Below are 6854 nucleotides of genomic sequence, written 5' to 3'. Positions count from 1 at the left end.
AGCGGTCAAATGCTTGGATGGAAAGATGCAAAATCCTCGTCAAGAACTTTGAGAGAACTTTAGCGAATGCGACTGCCAAGGTTAATCTTTGTTTTATTCGGTTGATGGTTAAGAGGCTTGCTGCACCTTCTTAGATGTCAAATGGGTTCTATAGCGGTTCCCATTCAGATGCGGTACAACATTACATACATCACGAGGTGTAGGGGCATGGCAGTGCCGTGCCCCGTGCCCCTACGGGTGTACTCACGTAACAAGCGTATTGCCTTATGTATATCAAAGCAATAGCTAAGGCTGGCTACGCCTACGCGGCTAATTGTAAGTAAATGTAAAGATTTCTCGGTAGCTGCATAAATCCCGCACCTCACGCCGATAAATCGATAGAAGAAAAGGTACATGGCTATCGATAATAGTTATACAGCATTAGTCAGTATCATGTACTCCAGTAAATCAAAAATTTCTAACCTGTACAAATCCTGCCCTGTAAATTAAACGTTTAGACATAACTTATTTAGTTATGTCTTTTTTTAGTGGTTAGTCTCAAAACGTTGAATTTCAATTAAATAACCACTGGGATCACGCAAAAAACAGTGGTAAATGTTGTACTTTTTGTTTAGTGTAGGTGGCTTTTCAAATTCGATGCCACGTTGTTTGAGATATTCAAACCACTCATCCACCTGCTGTGTAACCAAGGTAAAAATAACACTTGATTGCCTGTCGGCTGGAGGAGTTGATATTTCGCTTGCTTGACACAATCCTAAATATCCAGAGCCGCTAACAGTATAAATTCGACAGGCTCCTTGGTCAAGCCACAACTCCAAGCCCAGTTTTTGTTCGTAGAATTCTGCGGACGTATTGAGATTATCAGTATAAAAGAAGGTAACCTGCTGTTTTATTGGCGGACGATCAGACATAAAATAGATTTGAGTATATACCCTAACGACATCTGGCGATCGCATAGGTAAAAATTAGTTGATGTTAGAAACCTGTTACTACTCCAGATGCCTTAAGTGCATCTGGAGTTTCTTTTTGGAAAAAGCGATGTCTACGACGGGCTGCGCCTACGCAATTTTCCAAATCATCCTGATATGCCAAAACACGGCTGAATAAGGATGCATACTGAATTATCTATATTTAACACGGGGCATCACTTATTGATGTACCCCTCCTGCCAAACAACTCTCGCAAAACAGCCTCAGTACATCTGGGGCTGTTTTGCGTTACTTTCAACAGAGAAGTTGTGTAAACGAGAAGCACAGCAGTTGATCCTCAGACATCTTTAACTGTATTTGAGTGTATACCCTGATGACGTAGAATGCTCTCACGGTGAAAATTTGGTATAGGTAAATGCGTATCTTTCCTGACTCCAGATTTGTCACAAACATTTCTGGAGTTTTTTCATTATTAGAGTTGTTTACAGCCAAGGCAAAATAATCAAGCGATCGCACTCCTAATCTTGACTCAATCAAAGTGAGAGACACGTAATATAAATGATTATTTCGTTGTATATGTCACAAAAATATCCTTTTTCATTTCTACTTCTGCCGGAGCATCTGGATTATAAGCTGGTGATAATAAAAAACTAGCAAATGACGGCAAAGGAACTCCAGTTTTAGAACTACATGAGGGATAAAATAATGTATAAAAAGGTTCGGCTATAGAAGGAGTATCAAGTTTAACACCCATAGCAGTTGCTAAAGCCTGAGCGCGACTTTGAGCGTCTTTCATTGCTGATTGATAAACTGAACTCTGCAAAGCTTGACAGTCATTGGCTGCATACTCAACGCCCACACTTTTGACCGAAAGATTTTCAATTTCACTTGTCGCTTTGTTTGCTGTAGCAACAATTTCCTGGACGCGAGCCTCCAAAGGAGGAGCTGCGCTAACACGTGTTGGCTTTTCCAGTCTCACCAATATTTTGGCGCTATTTTCACTGGAATTACTGCTAATTTGCACTTGAATTTTATCAGCCCTAATTCCTTTTGCAACTAGGCTATTAACTACAGGCTGGAGAGTTGCTTTAGTTAGAGATTTTGTGTTTGGTAAAGATTCTGCTGCTGTTTTGTAATTTAAGAGTAGAGTCCGTGAGGACAAGCGACGGGCTTCAGGTAGAGATGATGGTTGCGTTTCTAACTCATCATTGCTAGCTCCCCTACTGAATACCAATTCAATATCCGCTGTATCTGCTGGCACTTTCACTACTCCTTGCCCGATTACCATTATTGAATGGCGATCGCTTGCTGGTGGGTAAAATAATTGAGCATTAGTGGCTTTGGGTGTTAATGCTCCCATCCCGACAGTCACAGTAATACTTACCAACATTAGAGCAGTTATTTTTCTCATGTCCTGGGATGTCCTTTGAACCTATTGATTGTCAAATTTTACACCTCAATAGCAAGCAATATGCTTAAAAAAATATTGAGCTATTCCCACGAGTTTTACACTGACTTGAGTCATGGGATTAGCTCAAAAATTAAAAATTCACTGCGGGCATTATGATATCTCAGCAGAGAGCCAAATCTTGTTAAAACTATTAACCAAACCAGTGAGAGGGTTCACAAGTTGATTGAACTGTTTCACAAACATGGTGGCTAATCCAATCTGACTTTTCTTGAACGATTAAACAAATACCTTGGTGAATCAAATTCTGTAAGTGTAGTTGCTGCTCTAAGGGTTTACGAGGCAATTTGTAATAAGCCAAGTTTCCTTGTTCAGCTTCAGCTAGCGGAATCTGTGCGTCAGACATCGCGCTGTAAAAGGAGGGAATGCGGTTGAGGACGAAAGCAATTAGCTCTTGGCGTAAGTCAGGAATCGCAAAGGCTTGTTGATATGGATGGTATGGATATGTATCCAAAACGCTTTCAATCTCACTTACTACTGATTGCTGTGTTAAATTGACTACCGTTTTCATGATTTTTAAACCCCTTTTTTATTCCAGTCAATGATTGGTGGAGAAAATAACTTTTTTAGATGGCAACGTCGTTATGACAATCAGTTAGAAATAATCCAACTGATAGATGCAAGAAATCCCAAAACTAGTCTTTTATACTGGTTGAATATCAGACATTTGTCCTTGCTTATTTTAGTTAAAGTCTATACTTTTTCACAGTATGACTTAATGAAGATAGCATCCAATATGCTGACAACTTCTCGACATTTTATATTTATAATCCTAATTATTTCAAATTTCTGCCAAAAAGGCAGAAATTTACACGAAACGCAGCATTAAAGATAGGGGATCAAGACTAACAGCAATAAAACAACTTGAATTAGGAACAAGTTTTTAATGAAGTTAACCTTTCTTGGTAATTTATATCACATTTTAGGCTTGCTGCAAAAATTGCTGTTTCATCTAAAAAACTTATTTGTTGCACGTTGATTTAGTGAGTCAGAAAAATAGCGACTCGCTGTAGTGCAAAATCAGTCTAACGACAGATGAAAGGATCAGGTAAAAACGTTGAGAAAGTTCACATTTTCTAAAGGTAGATGACGCAACTGATTATTAACTTCATTAGCAGCAGCTAATCCAGAAACCATCGCACTTTCCACAAGATTGCCGCCACACCAATCACCACAGCAAACTAAAGGTAGAGGAGTTCCGGCAGACAGAAAAGCTTCGTGCCAAGGACGGCTAGGAAAGGCATAACGCCAACGATGTACTTGCATCCATTCGGGCATATTCAGCCAAGGGAGCGACAGAGATCCAGCGGCTCGTTGCAACATATACTGTCCAGCCGGTTGTAAATCCTGGGATTCTAGATGGCGTTGGGCGAAATCAGCGCTACTTTGCACCACAAAATGTGGTTGTTGAGGATTAGAACGCTTGCTACTATCCAAACCAATCCATGCTAAATCAGCATCATCCACAAAAGTTAGAGCTTTCCACTGAGGGAGTGGTTGGGATGTGGGAGGATATCCAGCGATCGCACTAATCGAAGGATAAAATTCTACAGAACGCAAGTTATCAAGAAAGACTGCATCCAATATACTTTCACCCAAAGGTTCTAACAGCATCACAGCTTGGGGTGCAGGAATGGCGACAACTAAAGCTTTTACAGTTAATTCTTCGTTGCTAGATTCGAGAGCCAAATGCCAACTATCTTCGGAAGTTGGGGTAATAGCAATGACACGCTGATTCAGTAATATTTCTAAACCTGGGGCGAGAGATTTAGCGATCGCACTCATTCCCTCAGGTGCAACATATCGCGGACTGCGGTTTTTGGGTTCAGATAAAGGAGCACCTGCTGTGAGTTCGTAAACCTCCTCCGTCCAAACTTCGAGGATATGGCGCGATCGCAATATCTCCACAAAACGTCCCAACAATTCACCCTTTGGCTTCAGGTAACAAGCCCCATGATCCGCCAAAGTTCCATGCAATCGGCGTGTAGCTAGTCTTCCTCCCAAACCACGGGACTTTTCTACCACTAGCACCGAATATCCAGCTTGACTTAACTGCTGGGCGCAGACTAAACCAGCTATTCCGGCACCAATCACTGCAATATCAGTCATGAGTCAGTAGTCCTTAGTCATTGGTTATTAGTTATTGGTCATTAGTTATTCGTTATTATCAAAGGACAAAATTACTACTAATGACTGCTGAAAGCTAATAGTAGAATAAGGTACAGAAAGCTGCATGGAAGGGAGGAAGGGAAATTGGATGAGATGAGGGCGGCGCTAGAGTTAGCGACCGAAGAAGAATTGCAAGACTTAACGGCAATTCTATTTAGTCGTAAGTTCAATCCCCTAGACTATATACACACACCCGAACCCATCGAAGTGCAAAGCCAAGACCGCAAAGCTTGGCTAGATGCACTAGAGGGTCGCTTTCGTTTTTTGGCAGCAGATGGAATGACGGTATTGCGGGGACGCACAGGCCAGGTAACTTACCGACAAGCCTTAGTTCAAGTATGTAAGTATCTAAAAATTCCCTATTCTAATCAACTGGCAACCATTGATTTAGAAGCAGAAGTATTTTTGCATCTACTAGGACAGGTGTGGAAAAAATTGCCTGAACAAGAAAAGCAGAAATTGACTCTACGAGTGCAGCGTCATCTTGTCAAATCAGAACTAAAAGAACCGCTACCACTTTTATTGCAGCGTGACCCCTTGGGGTTACTTTTCAAAGGCGGTAGTGCATTAGCGGTGACTTCTCTTCTCCAGCCACTTGTGCTTAAGCAAATTGCCCGTCAATTTGCCATCCACTTTGCTACCTATGAAGTAGCCAAACAAGCGGCGATTACAGGTTCAGAAGTAGCTACAACGAAGTTTAAAAGCTATCTAGCTATGCGAATGGCCCAACGAGGTATGACTGTGAATGCTGCTCGTTATGGGGCAGCCCGCAGTATGTTTGCCGTGATTGGGCCGATAATGTGGACTTGGTTTTTTGCGGATTTAGGGTGGAGAGCGATCGCCACTAACTATGGTCGGATCATCCCTACTATTTTCGCTTTAGCTCAAATTCGCCTCACTCGTGAGGAATGTTGGGAACCAGCTTGAACAAGGTTTTTGACTATTTCAAGTCTCGTTGGCAATTTTCGTGGAACTACTCTCTATGGGCACTGTTAATCTTCCCATTGAGTCCTTTATTGGGGGCTGTGACTATAGGTTTTGTATCATTAATAACTTGGTTGAAACAATACCGCAAAATTAGTCGCCGCCCCCTCAATTGGGGATTTGCCCTTTTGAGTGTGTTGCTAATCGTGAGTGCTGGATTTGCCGATGATAAGACAGCAGCTTTCCTCGGCTTATTTAATTTATTACCATTCTTTTTATTTTTTGCTGCCCATAGCGCTCTAATTCAAACATTTGCCCAATTGCGGCAAATGGCTTGGATTTTGGTAATCGGTTCTATGCCGATGGTGATTATTGGCTTGGGGCAATTATTTTTGGGCTGGAGTTTGAAGTTAGAGATTTTATGGATTGTGTTGGATTGGACGATCGCACCAGGAGGAAATCCGCCAGGTCGCATAGCTTCACTCTTCTTGCACGCTAACACTTTCGCAGCTTATCTAGTTATAGTTTTCATCCTTGGTCTAGGGTTGTGGTTAGAAAAATATCAGCAACTAAGAGTCAAGAGTCAAAAATCATTTCTCCCCCTCCTCTTTCTAAGCGTGGCGATGATTACAAATTTCATTGCCTTGATTTTTACCAACTCGCGCAATGGGTGGGCGATCGCTATTTTTGCCTGTTTAGCTTATGCACTCTACCAAGGTTGGCGCATTCTTATGGGTGGTGTGGCTGCGATCGTCTCTAGTGTGCTTTTGGCAGCTTTTGCACCCTCACCAGTCGCTCAATTTTTTCGCCGGGTAGTTCCTGCTTTCTTTTGGGCAAGATTAAATGACGATATGTATCCAGATAGACCAGTTGCTTTAATGCGAAAAACTCAGTGGCAGTTTGCCTGGTCTTTAGCTCAAGAACATCCTTGGACTGGCTGGGGGTTACGCAGTTTTAGTGGACTCTACAGAGCAAAGATGCAGATTCCCTTAGGTCATCCCCATAATTTGTTTTTGATGTTATCTGCTGAAACTGGTTTTCCCAGTACTTTTTTATTTTGTGGTTTACTTGCTTGGATTTTGATTTCAGGCGGGCAATTATTGCGAAAGTCAAAATATATAAATACAGAAGACAGATTGATATTTTTCAGTTATTTTCTGGCTTTTGTTGGGTGGGTTCTATTGAATACAGTAGATGTAACGCTTTTCGATTTTCGATTGAATACGCTTTCATGGTTAATTTTGGCTGCTATTTGTGGAGTAGTACATCGTTATAATCAACAACACAGGCTGGGATATCATCAAAATTAGGCATTAGTTGTTTTCAGTGTATGCACTGGGGACATTTATAGTTTTAAGTTAATA

6 protein-coding genes are annotated in these 6854 nt (G+C 41.4%); 2 read left to right on the top strand and 4 right to left on the bottom strand.

The window, feature by feature from the left end; translation table 11 throughout:
• Positions 1-524 precede the first annotated feature (524 nt).
• The 4 genes from H6G92_RS24385 to H6G92_RS24370 form a co-directional block, all read right to left on the bottom strand.
• Complete coding sequence (locus tag H6G92_RS24385) at positions 525-911, bottom strand: VOC family protein (protein WP_190896608.1); 387 nt, start codon at positions 909-911, stop codon at positions 525-527.
• Between the two features lie 580 nt (positions 912-1491).
• Positions 1492-2340: an SIMPL domain-containing protein gene (locus tag H6G92_RS24380; RefSeq protein ID WP_190896606.1), complete on the bottom strand. Its 849-nt coding sequence runs from the start codon at positions 2338-2340 to the stop codon at positions 1492-1494.
• Positions 2341-2530: 190 nt separating this feature from the next.
• The gene (locus H6G92_RS24375; RefSeq protein WP_190896604.1) at positions 2531-2908 is read right to left on the bottom strand and encodes a hypothetical protein; all 378 of its coding nucleotides are present in this window, start codon (positions 2906-2908) and stop codon (positions 2531-2533) included.
• Positions 2909-3441: 533 nt separating this feature from the next.
• Positions 3442-4506: an NAD(P)/FAD-dependent oxidoreductase gene (locus H6G92_RS24370; RefSeq protein ID WP_190896602.1), complete on the bottom strand. Its 1065-nt coding sequence runs from the start codon at positions 4504-4506 to the stop codon at positions 3442-3444.
• 144 nt (positions 4507-4650) lie between these two features.
• On the opposite strand from H6G92_RS24370, the gene H6G92_RS24365 reads away from it, so the two are divergent.
• Together H6G92_RS24365 and H6G92_RS24360 are read left to right on the top strand one after the other, a co-directional pair.
• Positions 4651-5493 carry a hypothetical protein gene (locus tag H6G92_RS24365; protein WP_190896600.1) on the top strand — a complete coding sequence of 281 codons (843 nt, stop codon included), beginning with the start codon at positions 4651-4653 and terminating at the stop codon, positions 5491-5493.
• Positions 5475-6800 (top strand): O-antigen ligase family protein, encoded by a 1326-nt coding sequence (locus H6G92_RS24360; RefSeq protein WP_190896598.1) that lies wholly within the window; start codon positions 5475-5477, stop codon positions 6798-6800. Before H6G92_RS24365 ends, H6G92_RS24360 begins: the two co-directional genes overlap by 19 nt.
• Positions 6801-6854: the final 54 nt, after the last annotated feature.

The sequence above is a fragment of the Nostoc foliaceum FACHB-393 genome (assembly GCF_014698505.1).
Taxonomy (GTDB): domain Bacteria; phylum Cyanobacteriota; class Cyanobacteriia; order Cyanobacteriales; family Nostocaceae; genus Nostoc; species Nostoc foliaceum_A.
Note: the sequence above shows the minus strand (reverse complement) of the source record. Positions and strands in the feature narration are given on the sequence as shown.